The 16,684-nt window shown below is 67.6% G+C and carries 12 protein-coding genes; 11 read left to right on the top strand and 1 reads right to left on the bottom strand.

The features are described 5' to 3' along the window. Positions 1–12 precede the first annotated feature (12 nt). The gene (locus tag V5F63_RS22455; RefSeq protein ID WP_394101036.1) at positions 13–1,275 is read right to left on the bottom strand and encodes an EAL domain-containing response regulator; all 1,263 of its coding nucleotides are present in this window, start codon (positions 1,273–1,275) and stop codon (positions 13–15) included. A gap of 225 nt (positions 1,276–1,500) precedes the next feature. Here V5F63_RS22455 and V5F63_RS22450 point away from each other — a divergent pair, with 225 nt between their 5' ends. From V5F63_RS22450 to V5F63_RS22400, 11 genes are all read left to right on the top strand, one after another. Further along, positions 1,501–1,884 (top strand): response regulator, encoded by a 384-nt coding sequence (locus tag V5F63_RS22450; RefSeq protein ID WP_209485893.1) that lies wholly within the window; start codon positions 1,501–1,503, stop codon positions 1,882–1,884. Continuing rightward, positions 1,871–4,000 carry an ATP-binding protein gene (locus tag V5F63_RS22445; protein WP_394101037.1) on the top strand — a complete coding sequence of 710 codons (2,130 nt, stop codon included), beginning with the start codon at positions 1,871–1,873 and terminating at the stop codon, positions 3,998–4,000. The genes V5F63_RS22450 and V5F63_RS22445 overlap by 14 nt, the downstream gene beginning before the upstream one ends. Before the next feature lie 437 nt (positions 4,001–4,437). Then, positions 4,438–4,806 (top strand): hypothetical protein, encoded by a 369-nt coding sequence (locus tag V5F63_RS22440; protein WP_209485889.1) that lies wholly within the window; start codon positions 4,438–4,440, stop codon positions 4,804–4,806. A 100-nt stretch (positions 4,807–4,906) separates the two neighbouring features. Then, positions 4,907–5,542: a maleylacetoacetate isomerase gene (gene maiA, locus V5F63_RS22435; RefSeq protein WP_209485887.1), complete on the top strand. Its 636-nt coding sequence runs from the start codon at positions 4,907–4,909 to the stop codon at positions 5,540–5,542. Positions 5,543–5,625: 83 nt separating this feature from the next. Further along, complete coding sequence (locus V5F63_RS22430) at positions 5,626–6,234, top strand: TRAP transporter small permease subunit (RefSeq protein ID WP_394101038.1); 609 nt, start codon at positions 5,626–5,628, stop codon at positions 6,232–6,234. A 55-nt stretch (positions 6,235–6,289) separates the two neighbouring features. Further along, entirely contained in the window at positions 6,290–8,179 is a 1,890-nt protein-coding gene (locus tag V5F63_RS22425) for a TRAP transporter large permease (protein WP_394028893.1), read from the top strand. A gap of 50 nt (positions 8,180–8,229) precedes the next feature. Then, entirely contained in the window at positions 8,230–9,318 is a 1,089-nt protein-coding gene (locus tag V5F63_RS22420) for a TRAP transporter substrate-binding protein (RefSeq protein ID WP_394028892.1), read from the top strand. A gap of 74 nt (positions 9,319–9,392) precedes the next feature. Beyond that, positions 9,393–11,780 (top strand): xanthine dehydrogenase family protein molybdopterin-binding subunit, encoded by a 2,388-nt coding sequence (locus tag V5F63_RS22415; RefSeq protein WP_394101039.1) that lies wholly within the window; start codon positions 9,393–9,395, stop codon positions 11,778–11,780. After that, on the top strand, positions 11,777–12,598 hold the full coding sequence (locus V5F63_RS22410; RefSeq protein WP_394101040.1) for an FAD binding domain-containing protein: 822 nt from the start codon (positions 11,777–11,779) through the stop codon (positions 12,596–12,598). The genes V5F63_RS22415 and V5F63_RS22410 overlap by 4 nt, the downstream gene beginning before the upstream one ends. Next, positions 12,595–13,713 carry a xanthine dehydrogenase family Fe-S subunit gene (locus V5F63_RS22405; protein WP_394101041.1) on the top strand — a complete coding sequence of 373 codons (1,119 nt, stop codon included), beginning with the start codon at positions 12,595–12,597 and terminating at the stop codon, positions 13,711–13,713. The genes V5F63_RS22410 and V5F63_RS22405 overlap by 4 nt, the downstream gene beginning before the upstream one ends. An 86-nt stretch (positions 13,714–13,799) precedes the next feature. Beyond that, the gene (locus V5F63_RS22400; RefSeq protein WP_394101042.1) at positions 13,800–16,673 is read left to right on the top strand and encodes an FAD-dependent oxidoreductase; all 2,874 of its coding nucleotides are present in this window, start codon (positions 13,800–13,802) and stop codon (positions 16,671–16,673) included. Positions 16,674–16,684: the final 11 nt, after the last annotated feature.

Raw genomic sequence — 16,684 nt, 5'->3', positions numbered from 1 at the left:
GGGCGTCCTCGGTCAAGCTTTCTCTGGGCCGGCAACCGTGATTGTGGCGCCGGATTGTCTCCATTCCTTGAACATCGCGATGAATTCGGCAAGGGCGAGTTTGCGGGAAATGACAAAACCCTGGACCAGATCCACGCCCATGGCCTTGACGCGGGACAAATCCTCTTCCGTTTCCACGCCCTCGGCGACCACCTTCAGGCCGAGGCGATGGCCAAGCTCGATCAGAGCCTCCAGAATGCTGCGGGATTTTTCGGTGCCCCGGGACTGGACGACGAGGGCGCGGTCGATCTTGAGCTCGGTGATGGGCAGGCGGGCCAGCTGGAGCAGGCCGCTCTGGCGCTGTCCCACATCGTCCAGCGCCACGCCGAAGCCGGCCATGCGCACCTGTGCGAGGGCCATCAGCGCGTCGCTGGAGGAATCGTAGATCGCGTCCTCGGTCAGCTCCAGGATCACGTCGGAGGGTGCAAGGCCGGCTGCCCTGACGGTTTCTGCGAGCAGCGCCGGGGCGCGGGGCTCGGTCAGAAGGTCGAGGGTCATGTTGATGCTGACCGGACCGTCGAGCCCGGCCGCGCGCCAGGCGGCGCCGCCCCGGGCCGCGCGCTCCACCACCTCGAGGGTCAGCCGCCGCAGCAGGCCCGGCATCGTGCCGGCCGCCTCGATGATCGCTGACGGGGAGATGCGGCCGAGGCCCGGCCAGACATCGCCCAGCAGTGCCTCGGCACCGCCGAAGGCGCGGTCGCCGGGACGGCACTTGGGCTGGAACATCACCGGCACCGTGCCGCCCGCGATCGCCGCCTCCACCGCCTCGGCCACCTGCGAAACGGACGGAGCGCGGGCGGTGGCGTGGTGGATGCTCGCCTCGGCCGCCTCGCCGCCGATGAGTGTGAGCAATTCCTCGGGATCGAACGGCTTGTGGAGGGTGCCGAGGATCCGGATGTTGCTCATCCTCCCGGCCTCGGCGGCCGCTTCGATCACATCCTTGTCACTGCCGCTGATGAGGACCACCTGGGCGCTGAGAACGCACCGGCAGAGGTTGCGCAGTACGTCCACTCCGTCGACGCCCGGCATGTTCAGGTCAAGCAGGAGGATGTCGGTATCGCACAGGCTCCGTGGGGTCACATCCGTGGGATCGGAGGTATGGCTTACCGTATGGCCGGCGAAAGTAAGGTATTCCGCTAGGTCTTCGCGAAAAGCCGCATCGTCGTCAAGAATAAGGATGCGCCGAAGCTTGCCACGCCCCGGGGGCACTTTGGGTGGTGCGGCAGCCTGCGGCATCAAATACACCTCGCGCTGGCCGCCATCTTTCTGGCCGGGTTGGAAAAATTCCAATCTATGGGCTCATATTTCACTCCGTTTGTCATCTTTCAAGCCGGCAACTGATCCGGAATTCACTTCAAATCGGAATGAGTTTGCCTTGACGGAGGGCAGGCGCGGGCGTGGAGTGCGCCGCAAAACCGGCATCCCATCCTTCAATACCGGCTGAGCGGGGTCCGACGACAGATGACTCATGTTCTCATCGTCGATGACGAGCCTGAATACCTCGACGAGCTGATCGAGGCGCTGGCCTTTCGCGGCCTGTCCACCCGCTCCGTCGGGCGGGGCGCCGAGGCCATAGACATTCTCGCGCGCGATACCGACATCCGGGTCGTGCTCACCGACATGCGCATGCCGGACATGGACGGCGTCGCTCTGGTGGAGACCGTGCAGGGGCGGTTTCCTGGCCGCGATGTGCGCTTCCTGATGATGACCGGACACGCTGCCGAGGCCGACATGGAGCGCGCGCGCCAGAAGGGCGTGCTGCGCTGCTTTCCGAAGCCGCTGGCCTTCGATGATCTCTGCGCGGCGCTGGTGGAGCTTGGAGGGGCCGGCGATGTCACCGCCTGATGTCATGTCTGGTCGGCCGGCCGATCACCCCTCCGGTCCCGGACCCGATCCGTCGCCGAAGCAGGAGCCCCAGGGCTTCAACCGCGTCACGCTGATGCTTGCCGGGCTCGTCTTTCTCGTCGGCCTCATTCCGCTGGTGGCGGCGCTGGTGCTGTTCCAGTTGCACAGCGATGCGGAGATGGAGAAGGCGGAGATCACGGCCCACCGCATGGCGACGCTGCTCATGCGCAGCTTCGAGCAGGCGGTGGAGCCCATCGACGCGCTGCTGCAAAACTTCGCGAGCAATTACGACCACAGCGCTGCGCCCTACCAGATCTATGAGCAGCTCAAGGACTTCAGCGTCCCCCCCTCGGTGGTGCAGCTCGCCGTCACCGACAGAAACGGCGTGATGGTGGCGAGCAGCCTCGCCCCCCCGGGGCCGGAGAAGGTGGATCTCTCTGATCGCGAGCACATCCGCGTCCACATGGGCAAGGACCCGGGGAAGGGGCAGCTCTTCATCAGCAAGCCCGTGCTCGGCCGCGTCTCCAAGAAATACACCATCCAGCTGACGCGGCCCCTGACCGACGCGCAGGGCGGTTTCGCGGGCGTGGTCGTCGCCTCCTACGCCATCAGCGACTTCATCGATTTCTACAAGCAGCTGCGCACCGAGGATGGCCAGCTCATCGCCCTCATGGGCACGGACGGCATCGTCCGCGCCCGCGCCACCAACAGGACCAGCTTCGGCGACGATTTGTCCAAATCGCCGGCCTTCGTGGCCGCCATGCAGAACGGCGGCGATGCCTATCGCCAGGCCAGCACCGTCGACGGCATCGAGCGGGTGGGCTTCACCGTGCGCTCGGGCAAGTTTCCCATCCTCGTCTCCGTGGCTTATTCCACGGATTTCGTGCGAGCCCAGTCCGCCGACTTCAAGGCGGCGATCTGGAGCACGGCGGCCGGCCTCTCCATTGCCCTTCTGATGGTGGTCGCGGTGGGCGGCAGCTATTTCAACCTGCAGAAGCGGCTGGAGGCGCAGGAGGTTCAGGCACTCGCGCGCCTGCGCGAAGCCAATGTGCTCGACGCCATCAGCCGGGTGCCCGGCGTTTCGGTCATGCACGTCACGCCGGAGGGCGCCAGCGAGATCGGCTCGCCGCCGGACGGGACGCTCGGACGCCTCCTGCGGTCCTATCTGGGCAGGCCCCGCTTCCGCACCATCGTCGCGGACCTCAATGCGCCGCGCCACATCAATGAGCGCCTCTCCGACGGGGAGACCGACGTGGAGGCGGAGATCGTCGTGGCGCCGCTGCAGGGCATGGGCCCGGGCGGCTCCGGCGGGCAGGAGGTGGTGGTGGTCGCCGTCGACCAGACCCAGCGCCGGATGGAGGAGAACAAGCTCTACCAGATGTCCAAGCTCGCCTCGCTGGGCGAGGTGGCGACGGGCCTCGCCCACGAGATCAACCAGCCCCTCGGCGTCATCCGCCTCGCCGCCTCCAACGCTTTGACCGGGATGAAGATGGGGCTGCCGCCCGAGCATCTCGTCTCCAAGCTCGACCGCATCGTGCAGCAGACCGTGCGCATGAGCCGGATCATCGACCACATGCGCATCTTCGGCCGCAAGAGCGACGAGCACCTCCAGCCCTCCGCGCCGCTGGATGCGGTGGAGGGCGCGCTGCAGGTGGTGGGCGCCCACCTGCGGCTGGACAATATCGAAGTCGAGACCGCCCAGGGGCCGGACATTCCCAAGGTGCTGTGCCGGCAGGACCAGCTGGAGCAGGTCATCATCAACCTCATCCAGAACGCCCGCGACGCCATCGTCGAGCGCCGTGCCAGCACCGGCACGGACTTTCCCGGCCTTATCCGGCTGCGCGTCGGCTGCGAGACCGGCAAGGCCGGCCGCCTGCTGCGCATCCGCGTGGAGGACAATGGCGGCGGCATCCCCGAGGACGTGATGGAGCGCATCTTCCAGCCCTTCTTCACCACCAAGCCGCCGGGCAAGGGCACGGGCCTCGGCCTCTCGGTGAGCTTCGGCATCATCCGCGACCACGGCGGAACGCTTTCCGTGGAGAACGGGGAGGGCGGCGCCGCCTTCACGATCGAGCTGCCGGCGATGAAAGAGGAGCCGGCGGCGCAGGCCGTCTGAGCCGATCTGGCGGGCAGCCGCCGGGCCGGCCCTCCCATCGACCCTACCCGCGCGCGCAGCGACATGGATCGCGCGCGCGCCACGCTCGCAGTGCGTCATAAGTCGCGCGCCGCGCAATGCCCGCAATCACGCCGATCCGCCACGCGGCGGCGTCCTGCCTCGCTGCATTGCACCCAGCCAAAATCGCCAAATTAGTCAGTGTCACATCATTTCTTTCGGATCGCCGCCGAGAGATGCGGCACGAATGTGCGCGATTTGCCAGCAATCAGCCCATATCTGCGTCATTTTCCGGAAATGTGACGTGGCGCATTGACGGCCGAATTAATCAGTGTACTCCTATTAATGGAGTCCGCCGCAGGCGGGCGCACAGGAGCAGGCGCCGCCGGGTCGCGTTGCGATCGGGTGCATCGTCTCCGGGCAACGAGAGGGAGACACGAATGGCTCAAGAGCCGCTCGCCACCAAGGGCAACTACCTCCACATCTACGACTTCACCATCAATCCGGGCTCGGAAGCGGAGTTCATCCGCGAGTTCGAGGATTTCGACTATTCGGATGGAAATCCGATGCACAAGTCGTGGGCGCAGGTGAAGGACGGCGTTCTGCTGCGCGATGAGGAAAATCCGCTGCGCTTCTATTTGATCGCGGAGTGGAAGGACATCGAGGAGCACGCCAAGATCCGCAAGATCCTGGCCGAAGAGCTCAAGCCCTCCTTCATCCGCCACATCGTCGGTGGCAAGTTCGTGCCGCGCTACGCGAAGGTCGTGTCCTCCACGCCCGACGAGATCCTCGCCAAGGCCGCCAGCTGACATCTCCGGGCGGCGCTGTCTGCCGCCCCCTCCGGCGATGGCTTCGCGCCATCGCCGTTCCATGCGTCCGAAGAAAAAACAAAACTTCCAGAGTGCGCAAATGGAACTCTACGGTTTCTTTAGGTCGTCGGCGTCCTACAGGGTGCGCATCGCGCTCGCCTTCAAGGGGCTCACCGCGACGCCGCGTGCCATCAGCCTGCCGAAGATGGAGCACAAGGCCGACGCCTTCGTGCGCCTCAATCCGCAGGGCCTTGTGCCGGCCCTGGTGGATGGCTCTCTCGTGCTCACCCAGTCGCTCGCCATCATGGAATATCTGGAGGAGACGCAGCCCGAGCCGGCGCTGCTGCCGAAGGACCCCATCGAGCGGGCCTATGTGCGCGCCTTCAGCCAGGCCATCTGCTGCGACATCCATCCGCTCAACAATGTGCGGGTGCTCAAGCATCTCGACCGCCTCGGCCATGACGAGACCGCCCGCAACGCCTGGTATGCCCACTGGATCGCCGAAGGCTTCCGGAGCTTGGAGGCCATGCTCGCGGCGCGGGGCCTCAGCGGCAGGTTCGTGCTGGGCGATGCGCCCGGCATGGCGGACATCTGCCTCGTGCCGCAGGTGTTCAATGCCCAGCGCTTCAATTGCGATGTGACGCCCTATCCGCTGGTGATGGGGATTTACGAAAACTGCATGGCCCTCGACTGCTTCGAGGCCACGCACCCGAAGTATCAGGCAGACGCCGCCTAGATTAGAATAGTTCTTTTTCAAGTTGAAAAGACGTGTTGCCCGATCCCTCCGCCGCTCGCATCCCTTGCCCCGGGAGTAGAGGCATGAAAGCTCTATTGTTCTTGTCGCGTTCCATAGACGCGCTGAATGTCTTCGTCGGCCGCGTGGCGTGCTGGGCGATCTTCGTCGCCATCCTCGTCTCGGCCGCCAACGCCGTGGTCCGCAAGATGTTCGGCGTATCGTCCAACGCCTGGCTCGAATTGCAGTGGTATCTGTTCGGCGCGGTGTTCATGCTCTGCGCGCCGTGGACGCTGCAGCTCAACGAGCACATCCGCATCGACATCGTGGCCTCCCGCTTCAGCCGGCGGGTCACCAACATCATCGAGATCGTCTGCATCGTCCTGTTCCTGATGGTGTTCTCGATGCTGATGGTGTGGCTGTCCGTGCCGTTCGTGTTCGAGTCCCTGAAGTCCAGCGAGACCTCCACCAATGCGGGCGGGCTCATCCTCTGGCCCGCCAAGGCGCTGATCCTCGTCGGCTTCGCGCTGCTTCTGCTGCAGGGCGTGAGCGAGCTCATCAAGCGCGTGGCCATCATGCGCGGCGATCTCGCGGAGGCGGCGGGCCCCGACATCCACGCGGCCGAGGCGGAGCGCATTCTCCACGAACTCGCGAAGGTGGACCCGCGGATCTCGGAAGGCGGCATGCGGCCATGACCATGGCCGCCCCATCCTCCTCGCCCGTTCGCCCGCCGCGCCCAAGGCTGCCCCGATGATCGAGTTCATTGCCCAGAACCTCGCCCCCATCATGTTCGCGACGCTCGTCGTGTTCATGCTGCTCGGCTATCCCGTCGCCTTCGCGCTGGCCGCCAACGGACTGCTCTTCTTCTTCATCGCCGTCGAGCTTTCGCCCTACGCGCCGGACGCGATCACGCTGTCCTGGCCGCTCCTCCAGGCGCTGCCGGAGCGCATGTTCGGCACCATGGCCAACGAGGTGCTGCTGGCGATCCCCTTCTTCACCTTCATGGGGCTGGTGCTGGAGCGCTCCGGCATGGCCGAAGACCTTCTGGAGACCATCGGCCAGCTGTTCGGCACGGTGCGCGGGGGCCTTGCCTATGCGGTGATCTTCGTGGGCGCGCTGCTGGCCGCGACCACGGGCGTCGTGGCCGCCTCGGTGATCTCCATGGGGCTCATCTCGCTGCCCATCATGCTGCGCTACGGCTACGATCGGCGCCTCGCGGCCGGCGTCATCGCCGCCTCCGGCACGCTGGCCCAGATCATCCCGCCCTCGCTGGTGCTGATCGTGATGGCCGACCAGCTCGGCCGCTCGGTGGGCGACATGTACGAAGGCGCCTTCCTGCCCGGCCTCATCCTGTCCGGCCTCTATGCACTCTACGTCTTCGCGGTCACCATCATTTCACCCAAGTCGGCGCCCGGCCTGCCCCCGGAAGCGCTCACCTGCCGCGAGCCGTCGGGCGCGCGCGGCGTGTGGCAGCTCGGCGTGCTGGTCGCCTATTCCGCCGCCATCGCCACTTTGCTGATGCGCGAGACCGGCATCAAGGCGGGCGCGGACTATGTCATTCTCGCCATCTGCGTGGCGGTGGTGGTGGCGCTCGTCTGCGCGCTGCTCAACCGCTTCCTCGGCGCGCGGCGGCTCGTCCTCTCGGCCGTGCTGACGGCGGCGTTCGGCGCGGCCTATGTGCTGCTCCGCGAGAGCGGGCATCCGACGGTCGGTCTCATGGCCGACATCCTCGCCGCGGGTGCCCTCTATGCCTTCATCGCCGGCGGGATCGAGCGGTTCACCGGCATGCCCCTGGTCTCGCGCATGGCCGAGCGGGTCACCTTCGTGATGGTGCCGCCGCTGCTGCTCATCTTCCTGGTGCTGGGCACCATCTTCCTCGGCGTCGCAACGCCCACGGAGGGCGGCGCCATGGGCGCGCTCGGCGCCATGGCCCTCGCCGCGCTGAAGCGCCGGCTGGAGAAGAACCCCGCGCGCTTCTCGCTCTCCATCCTCACGCAGGCGACCCAGACCACCGCCAAGCTCTCCGCCTTCGCCATCTTCATCGTGCTCGGCGCGCGGGTGTTCTCGCTCACCTTCTACGGCATCAACGGACATGTGTGGGTGGAGCATCTGCTCACCGGCCTGCCGGGCGGGCAGATCGGCTTCCTGCTCTTCATCAACGCGCTGATCTTCGTCCTCGCCTTCTTCCTCGATTTCTTCGAGCTGGCCTTCATCGTCGTGCCGCTGCTGGCGCCGGCGGCGGACAAGCTCGGCATCGACCTCATCTGGCTCGGGGTGATGCTGGGGGTGAACATGCAGACCTCCTTCATGCACCCGCCCTTCGGCTTCGCGCTGTTCTACCTGCGCTCGGTGGCGCCGAAGAGCGCCTATCTCGACCGGCTCACCGGCAAGCGCATGGAGCCGGTGACCTCCGCGCAGATCTATTGGGGAGCCATTCCCTTCGTGGTGATCCAGATGGTGATGGTGGGCCTCATCGCCGCCTTCCCGGGCCTGGTGATGCACTACAAATCCTCGGCCCCCACGGCCGATCCCGCCGCCGCCCAGCGCCAGCTCGACAGCCTCGATGCGCCGGCGAGCGGCCTCGGCCTGCCCGCCATGCCCGGCCTCGATGACCTGCCGAAGCCCGGGGCCGGCTTCTGATTTCGCCTTTGCCGACCGACGCCGACCTGACAAAAACAAGGGGAATGATGATGAAGAGACGGACCTTCCTGACCAATATCGCCGCCGGCTCCGCCGCCACTTTGGTGGCCGCGCCCGCCATCGCGCAGAGCCAGGCCACGGTGAAGTGGCGCATGGCGACGAGCTGGCCGAAGAGCCTCGACACCATCTATGGCTCGGCGGCCGCCATGTGCCAGCGCATCGGCGAGCTCACCGAGGGCAAGTTCGAGGTGACGCCCTTCGCCGGCGGCGAGATCGTCGGCGCGACGCAGGTGTTCGATGCCACCAAGAACAAGACGGTGGAGTGCTCGCACACCCTCACCTCCTTCTTCACCGGCAAGAATCCGGCCTATGCGTTCGACGGCGGCATCGCCTTCGGCACCAACGCCCGCCAGCAGAACGCCTGGTATTACTACGGCGGCGGCAAGGCGCTGATCCAGGAGCTGTTCGGCAAGGAGAACATGGTCTCCTTCCCCTGTGGCAACACCGGCGTGCAGATGGGCGGCTGGTATCGCAAGGAGATCAAGGGGCTCGAGGACCTGCAGGGCCTCAAGATGCGCATCGCCGGCCTCGGCGGCCGCATCCTGACCAAGCTCGGCGTGGTGCCGCAGCAGATCGCGCCGGGCGACATCTATCCCTCGCTGGAGCGCGGCACCATCGACGCGGCCGAGTGGATCGGCCCCTATGACGACGAGAAGCTCGGCTTCAACAAGGTGGCCAAGTATTACTACACCCCCGGCTGGTGGGAGGGCAGCGCCCAGATCACCACGCTTGCCAACAAGGAGGCGTGGGACGCGCTGCCGCCGGTGTTCAAGGCCGCCTTCGAGACCGCCGCGACCGAGCAGAATCTGATGATGCTCGCGAACTACGACACCAAGAACCCCGAGGCGCTGCGCCGCCTGCTCGCGGCCGGCGTCGAGCTGCGCGCCTTCCCGCAGCCGGTGATGGAGGCGGTCTACAAGGCGACGCTGGAGACCTTCGCGGAACTGGCCGCCTCCAACCCCGAGTTCAAGAAGATCTACGAGCCCTGGAAGACCTACCTGAACGAATCCAACGCCTGGATGCGCGTCGCGGACTTCCGCCTCGACAGCTTCCGCTTCTCCGCGCCCAAATGGCCGTGAGCGCGGCAGCCTGAGACGATGATCGCAGGGCGGCCCTTGCCGCCGCCCTGCCCATACCGAAGGAGAGGGACGCCATGTCCGTGGAGCACGACACCCATCCCGCCGTCAGCGGCGAAGGCATCGGCGCCCGCGTCCGCCGCAAGGAGGATGCGCGCCACCTGATGGGCCGCGGCCGGTTCGCCGGCGACATCCGCATGCCCGGGATGAGCGACGTGGCGTTCCTGCGTAGCCCCGTGGCCCACGCGCGCATCCTCTCGGTGACGAAGCCGCAGGGGCACGAAGGCGCGGTCTTCACCGCCGCCGATTGCGCGGGCGTCGGCGACATCATCACCCGCTCCACCATCCCCGGCTACAAGCTCTCCGCCCATCCGCCGCTGGCGCGGGAGAAGGTGCGCTTCGTCGGCGACATCGTCGCCATGGCCTATGCGCCGACCCGCGCCGAGGCGGAAGACCTCTGCGAGGCGACCCTCTTCGACTATGAGGAACTGCCCGCCATCGTCGATTGCGACAGCGGCCGCGCGCCCGGCGCCGCGCTGCTGCACGAGGCGTGGGGCGACAACCTCTTTCTGGAAACCAGCTTCGATTCCGGCGGCATCGAGGAGGTCGCCCGCACTGCCGCCGTGAAGGTGGAGAAGCGCTTCCGCACCGGCCGCCAGTGCATGCACCCCATGGAGGGCAAGGGGCTGGTGGCGTGGTGGGATTTCCAGAACGACACGCTGGTGGTGAACACCTCCACCCAGGTGCCGCACATGATCCGCGCCGGCCTCGCCGAGACCTTGGGCCTGCCGGAAGCGCAGATCCGCATCGCCCCGCCCGACGTGGGCGGCGGCTTCGGCTACAAATGCCTGCTCCAGCCCGAGGAAGTGCTGGTGGCGTGGCTGGCGATGACGCTCAAACGCCCCTTCCGCTGGATCGAGGACCGCCGCGAGCACCTCACGGCCGGCGCCAATGCCCGCGAGCATGAATATGTCATTACCGCCTATGCCGACGAACGCGGCCGGCTGCTCGGCCTCGACGCGGAAGTGGCGGTGAACGTGGGCGCCTATTCGGTGTGGCCCTTCACGGCGTGCCTGGAGGCCGCGCAGGCGGGCGGCAATTTGCCGGGGCCGTACATCTGGCCGCAGTATCGCTGCAAGACCTATTCGGTGGCCACCAACAAGCCACCCTTCGCGCCCTATCGCGGCGTGGCGCGGCCGGGCGTGTGCTTCGCCATGGAACTGACCATCGATGCGGTCGCCGCCGCCGTGGGCCGCGAGGCGGTGGATGTGCGGGCGGAAAATCTCGTGCCCGCCTCGGCCATGCCGTACCTCAACATCACCAAGAAATTCTACGACAGCGGCGACTATCCCGCCTCGCTCGCGACGGCCCGCGAGATGATCGGCTTCGAGGCCATCCGCGCCCGGCAGAAGATGGACGAGATGGACGGCCGGCGCATCGGCGTCGGCTTCTCCACCTATACGGAGCAGTCCGCCCACGGCACCAAGGTGTTCGCCTCCTGGGGCACGCCGCTGGTGCCGGGCTATGAGCAGGCCACCATCCGCCTCAATCCGGATGGCAGCGCCGACGTGAAGGCCGGCATCCACACCATCGGCCAGGGGCTGGAGACGACGCTGGCGCAGATGGCGAGCGAGATCCTCACATTGCCCATCGCGCAGATCCGCGTGACGCTGGGCGACACCGCCACCACGCCCTTCTCCACCGGCGCCTATGCCTCGCGCGGCATCGTGATGGCCGGCGGCGCGGTCTCCAAGGCGGCGCAGAAGCTGGCGGAGAAGGTGAAGGCGCTCGCCGCCCATCTCATGCAGTGCTCCGCCGAGCAGGTGCGGTTCGAGGGCGGCGCCATCCACGGGCCGACCGGCTCCGTGACGTTCGCGGAGATTGCCCGCGCCTGGTATCGCACCCCCGAGGTGCTGCCGGACGGCGTGGACACCGGCGGCCTCGAAGTCACCGAGGGCTACAAGCCGGACGTGGATACGGGCCTCTTCTCCTACGCCACCCACGCCGCCCTGGTGGCCGTGGACGTGAAGACCGGCGCCACCGAAATCCTCGACTATGTGGTGGTGGAGGATTGCGGGCGCATGGTGAACCCCATGATCGTCGAGGGGCAGGCCTATGGCGGCGTCGCCCAGGGTGTCGGCACGGCGCTGTTCGAGGAAAGCACCTACGATTCCGAAGGCCAGCCTTTGGCCTCCACCCTCGTGGATTATCTGCTGCCCGGCCCCACCGAGCTGCCCAAGGTGCGCATTGCCCACACCGAGACGCTGTCCCCGTTCTCCGCCCACGGCATCAAGGGCGTGGGCGAGGGCGGTGCCATCGCCCCGGCCGGCGCCATCGTGAACGCCATCAACGATGCGCTGAAGGATCTCGGCGCCACCCTGTGCGAGATTCCCGCGACGCCGGAGCGCGTGCTCGCGGCCCTCGCCGAGGCGCGGCGCACGAGCAACGGACGGAGCGCCGCATGAAGCCCGCAGCCTTCGACCTCACCCTCGCGACCTCCCTCGATCAGGCGCTCTCCGCGCTGGCGGGGGAGGGGGCAAAGCCCGTGTCCGGCGGCTGCTCGCTGGGGCCGATGCTGAACCTGCGCCTCGCCCGGCCGGCCGCGCTCGTGGACCTGCGCCGCGTCGACGAGCTGCGCACGCTTCAGGGCAGCGCGACCCATCTCGACATCGGGGCCGGCTGGACCCATGCGGAGATCGAGGACGGCGTGGTGCCGGACGTGACCGGCGGGCTGATGCGCCGCGTCGCCCACGGCATCGCCTATCGTGCCGTGCGCAATCGCGGGACGATTGGCGGCAGCATTGCCCATGCGGACCCGGCCGCCGACTGGATCAGCACCATGACCGTGCTGGACGCGACCCTCCTCATTCGGGGACCGGCCGGTGCGCGGGCCTGCGCCATGGCCGACTTCATGCTGGCGGCCTACACCACCACCCTCGCGGCGGACGAGATCATCACCGCCGTCCGCGTGCCGGTGCTCTCGGCCGGAGCCAAGACCGGCTACCACAAGGTGTGCCGCAAGACCGGCGAGTTCGCCCAGGCCATCGGCGCCGTGGTGGTGGATGGCGGGCGCGGCCTCGCCCGCGTGGTGGCGGGCGCGGTGGAAGCGCCGCCGCTCGTTCTGGCGGGGGCGGGCGAACGCCTCAAGGCCGGCGATATCGCGGGGGCGCGCGCCGCCGCCAACGAAGAAATCGAGGCCGCGCTGGCGGGCCATCCGGAGGCGTTCCGCGCACTCCATCAGGTGGCCGTGGACCGCGCCCTCACCGATGCGGGGCTCGCATGAACGCCATCACCCTCACCGTCAACGGCCAGCGCCTCTCCCGTCAGGTGGAGCCGCGCACGCACCTCGCCGATTTCCTGCGGGAGGAGCTGAACCTCACCGGCACGCACCTCGGCTGCGAGCAGGGGGTCTGCGGGGCCTGCACCGTGCTCATCGATGGCAAGCCCCAGCGCTCCTGCATCGCCTCCGCCGCCGCCTGCGACGGGGCGGATATCCGCACCATCGAGGGGTTCGATGGCGATGCGCTGATGGGCGAGCTGCGCGAGGCCTTCTCCGTCCACCACGCGCTCCAGTGCGGCTTCTGCACGCCGGGGATGCTCATCTCCTCGCGCGATATCGTCAGTCGGCTGGGGGAGACATCCGAGCGCACGGTGCGCGAGGAGCTGAGCGGAAACCTCTGCCGCTGCACCGGCTATGTGGGCATCGTGAACGCCGTCTGCGCCGTCTCCTCCGGGAAGGCTCCGGCGGGGCAGGCGGAGGCGGTCGGCATCGCCGCCGCTACGGCTCCCGCGCCCGTGGCGGCTGCCGCTCCCAAGGCCGCACCGGCCCCCGCCGCGTCCATCGGTGCCGGCGGCAGCGAGATCCGCCAGAGCCTCACCGTGGATGCCGCGCCGGAGGTCGTCTGGCCAGCGCTGAAGGACATCCACCTCATCGCCCGCTGCCTGCCCGGCGCCGAGGTGACCGCCTTCGATGGAGAGAAGCTGGAGGGCCGGATGGTGGTCACCTTCGGCCCCATCAAGGCGGCCTTCGGCGGCGATGCGACGGTGACCTTCGACGATGCCGCGCGCACCGGCCTCGTCGTCGGCTCCGGCCGGGATGGCGGCTCCCGCGCCCATGGCGAGATCACCTTCGCTCTCAAGCCGGCCGGCACGGGCAGCGCCATCGACCTCGCGCTGCGCTACCGCATCTCCGGCCCCCTCGCCCAGTTTTCACGGGGCGCCCTTGTGCAAAATCTCGTCTCACACCTGACGGGGGTGTTCGCCGCCAATCTGGCCGCCGCCCTGAAAGGGGAGGCGCCGACCACTCAGACGAGCCTCTCGGCACTCGGCATTGTCAAAGTGGTGCTGGCAACGTGGTTCAAGCGGATGAAAACGTGGGTGGAACCCCACCCGAAGTGATGTCGAACGTGTGAGTACCGAGCGGCTTGCGGCAGAAAATTACTCGGTATACTGATTAAAATCGCCGGAAACGGTGGGAGGATCCGATGGGCTTCAGGAAGGTGGCGGAACTCGACGCGCTGCGCGACGGCGGCGTCACCGGGGTGGAGGTGGACGGTGTGCCTATCGCCTTGTTCCGTCAAGGGAATGAGGTTCACGCCACCCACGGCATCTGCACCCACGCGCTGGCCTTCCTGAAGGATGGCTATGTGGAGAATGGCACCATCGAATGCCCCCTCCACCAGGGCGTCTTCGACATCCGCACCGGCCGCGCTCTGTGCGCTCCCCTCACCCAGGACCTCGCCACCTATGCCGCCAAGGTGGAGGGCGGCGATGTGCTCGTCGACCTCGAAACCGCCAGCACCGGCCGCGCCGATGAGGCGCCTGTCGATGCGGATCAAGTGCTTGAAAAAACGGGACGAGATCAGCTTCCGCTCGTGATCGCCGGAGCCGGCCAGGCCGCCGCCGCCGCCATCCGCGCGGCGCGCGCGGCCGGCTTTTCCGCCCCCATTCACCTGGTCGGCGCCGAGCCGCATCTGCCCTATGAGCGGCCTCCTTTGTCCAAGGAGGCGCTGGGCGAAACCTTCGATCCCGTCTCCGCCTGCCGCCTCCCCACCGCCGATGTGGCGGCGCTGGGCGTGACGTTCCATCCGGGCCTGCGCGTGGCCGGGGTCGATGCGGCGTCGCGCATCGCAACCCTTTCTGATGGAACGGAAATCTCCTATGGCGCGCTCCTGATCGCCACCGGCGGAACGGCCCGCCGCCTCGGCGTTGCGGGCGATGACCTGCCCGGTGTGCATCACCTGCGCACGCTGGAGGATGCCCGCTCCATCGCCGCCTCCCTTGCCTCGGCGCGCACCGTGGCTGTGGTGGGCGGCGGCTTCATCGGGCTGGAACTTGCCTCCGCCGCCCGGGCGCGCGGTCTCAAGGTGGTGCTGCTGGAGCGCGAGGGCGAGCTGATGTCCCGCCTCCTGCCGCCGGCCCTGGGCGCCGCCTTCCGCCGGCTCGCGCAAGCCCATGGCGTCGATATCCGGCGCGATGTGGCGGTGAAGGCGATCGCCCCGCGCGACGGCGCTCTGGCGCTCGCGACCACAGCCGGCGAGATCCTTGCAGACACGGTTCTGGTGGGCGTCGGCCTCGTGCCCGAGACGGACCTTGCCGCCTCCGCCGGCTGCGAGGTCGCGGGCGGCATCGTGGTGGATGCGTCCGGGCGCACCACCATCGACGGCATATGGGCGGCGGGCGATTGCGCGCTCCATCATGCCCCGCTGAACGGCCGGTGCGGCCGGCTCGAAAGCTGGCAGAATGCCGAGGAGCAGGGTGCCGCCGCCGGCCGCAGCATCGCCGGTGACGACACCGCGCGCGCCGAGAAGGCGCCGTGGTTCTGGACCGACCAGTTCGGCCTCAACATCCAGATGCTGGGCGTGCCCGGCACCGGAGACGCGGTGGCTCTGAGCGGCACGGACGGCAGCGCCGGCGCCATCTACCGCACCCTCGCGGACGGGCGCGTCACGGCTGTGATCGCCTTCTCCGAAGCCGCCGCCATCCGCGCCGCCCGCGCGGAGCTGGCCGCCGGCACCCCCTTCGACCTTGCCGCCCACGGCGCGCGTCTCCTTGCGCCGGGCGATTTTGAACCCACGCCGATCGATCCTGAGGAGGACGACATGAGCGCGAGCCCCGACGTCCAGTTCACGAAGAAATATGTGTGGCCCGATGAAGGCCTCTCCATCATCCCCGACTGGGTCTATACGGACGAAACCGTGTACCACCGCGAGGTGGAGCGCATCTTCCACGGGCGCACCTGGAATTTCGTCGCGCTGGAATGCGAGATCGAAAATCCCGGCGACTTCGTCCGCTCCAATGTCGGCCCGACCCCCGTGGTGGTCGCCCGCGCGGAAGACGGCACCATCCACGTCTTCGAGAACCGCTGCGCCCATCGCGCGGCCGAATTCTGCCGGGATTTGTCGGGCAATGCCAAGGAGTTCGTCTGCCCCTATCACCAGTGGTCGTATGACCTGAAAGGCAATCTCGTGGGCGTCCCCTTCCGCCGCGGGGTGGATGGCAAGGGCGGCATGCCGAAGGACTTCAAGCCGGCGGACCATGGCCTGAAGCAGCTCACCGTGACCACCCATCGCGGCGTCGTCTTCGCCTCCTACGCGGAGGACATGGAGAGCTTCCCGGACTATCTCGGCCCCGAGGTGCTGCGCGAGTTCGAGGCCACCTTCGACGGCCGCAAGCCCAAGCTGCTGGGCCACTATCGCCACAGCCTGCCGGGCAACTGGAAGCTCTATCACGAGAACCTCAAGGACCCCTATCACGCGACCCTGCTGCATACCTTCCTGGTCACGTTCGGCCTGCTGGTGGCGGGCAACAAGTCTCTGATGCTGGCGGACCCCTCCGGCCGGCACGGGGTGATGGCGTCCGCCAAGTCGGATGCCGTGGTGTCCGAGGACAAGAAGAAGGAAATGCGCGCCTACAAGGAGGGCATGACCCTCGAGGAGCCGCGCTTCATGGACTTCATCGACGAGTTCGACAGCCCGTGGTCCGTCACCATGGCGACCATCTGGCCGAACCTCATCGTGCAGCGGGAGATGAACACGCTGGGCATCCGCCACATCGTGCCGACCGGCCCGAACGAGTTCATCATGAAATGGACCATGTTCGGCTTCGAGGGCGATGACGAGGAGATGACCCGCCATCGGCTGCGCCAGGGCAACCTGATGGGTCCGGCCGGCTTCCTGGGGCTGGAGGACAACGAGGCGATCAAGTTCGTGCAGGACGGCATGATCGGCGTGCCCGGTGGCAAACATCTGGTGAAGCTCGATCCCGGCACCGAGGCGGGCACCGCCGACACGCTGATTTCGGAAGCCGCCATCCGTGCCATGTATCGCCACTGGCGCGACGCCATGGGTATCGCCTGAGGAGGCGCGAA

The sequence above is a fragment of the Xanthobacter wiegelii genome (assembly GCF_043193855.2).
Taxonomy (GTDB): domain Bacteria; phylum Pseudomonadota; class Alphaproteobacteria; order Rhizobiales; family Xanthobacteraceae; genus Xanthobacter; species Xanthobacter flavus_A.
Note: the sequence above shows the minus strand (reverse complement) of the source record. Positions and strands in the feature narration are given on the sequence as shown.